This is a genomic window from Treponema sp. OMZ 840 (assembly GCF_050937815.1).
In the GTDB taxonomy this organism is placed as follows: domain Bacteria; phylum Spirochaetota; class Spirochaetia; order Treponematales; family Treponemataceae; genus Treponema_C.
The window spans coordinates 1-1079 of sequence record NZ_JACDIJ010000034.1 but is presented as its reverse complement, the minus strand read 5'-3'; the positions used below and the strand labels follow the sequence as shown (position 1 = coordinate 1079).

Here is a 1079-nt window from a genome sequence, read left to right as displayed (position 1 = left end):
CGGGCATTACACAACAGGCGGCAAGTGCACAAAACCCCGTTCCGCAACCGGTCGTAGTAGCGGGAGAAGGAGAAAAAAAAGGGATAAAAACACTTACGAATAAAATCGCCGACACCTTCTTTAAAAATGACGGTGCAAAAACAATTCATACGATAGGGGGTGCTGCAAGCAGGACAACAGGTGGTCCGACATCAAAAGCGGGCTCTATAGGTTTGTATATCAATCCAGAGAATGAAGCTCTTTTTAATGTCGCAACTAAATTTATAAGTACGCCTTCTACAATTTCGAAATTTGTAGGAATATCTCTTATTACTGCTAATATTGAAGATATAGGTTGTTATGTAGCTATTGCTGGTGGTGGGGGTGGAGCTGTTGATATTCCAAACACTGAGCTGTCACCATCTACTTTTGTAGGACTGGCAGTTGGTTCATATAAAAGCGTTGCGGATGCACAAGGACCCTATCAAGAAATAGGAGGCTCTATAGGAAAAGACGGTCTTTCAGTCGGGATTGACGCTGTGAAGAATCTGGAGAATGAAACAATCGGATATACAACATCAATAGGTTTTACCGGTAAACCTCTTACTTTTGAAGCACATTATCGAGTAGGAGTTACGAAGCTGTATTCTTTTACAGGTAAAACCCCATAAGAGGGTTGGCGTTTATATGAAAGTTTATAACAAGCGGTTTCATAAAGTTACGATATTGACTTTCTGTTTCAGTTTTCTCTTTCTGTGTCTTTTTTTATATGATGTGTTTATGTGCAGAAAAGGAGGCGAAATATGGCTTGTTTTGACGATTGTCGGCATATGGAGAAGTATATGGGCTTCTCAAATTGCCGATCTTTTTTTTGAAGACGGCAAGAATTGTCTATTGAGCTTTGCATATAAGGAAATTCTTATTCCCCTTGATACTATACATATATCCGATGTGCAAATAAGTCGTCCTATGACGGTTACTGTAAACTATCGCCGATATATGTTTGCGTACACCCGCAAAAATTATGACACGCTTAAAGAACTGTTACGGTACGGTTGTTCTTCAAATATAAATGCGGAAATGTTGGATAAAATGAGAAA

Annotated in this window: 2 protein-coding genes; both read left to right on the top strand. The window is 39.4% G+C overall.

The window, feature by feature from the left end; all coding sequences use genetic code 11:
* Positions 1 to 650, top strand: a 650-nt coding sequence (locus H0R92_RS13980) for a hypothetical protein (RefSeq protein ID WP_432966281.1), incomplete at its 5' end; no start/stop codon positions are given.
* A 109-nt stretch (positions 651 to 759) separates the two neighbouring features.
* A partial coding sequence (locus H0R92_RS13975) for a hypothetical protein (RefSeq protein ID WP_432966278.1) occupies positions 760 to 1079 on the top strand: 320 nt, incomplete at its 3' end.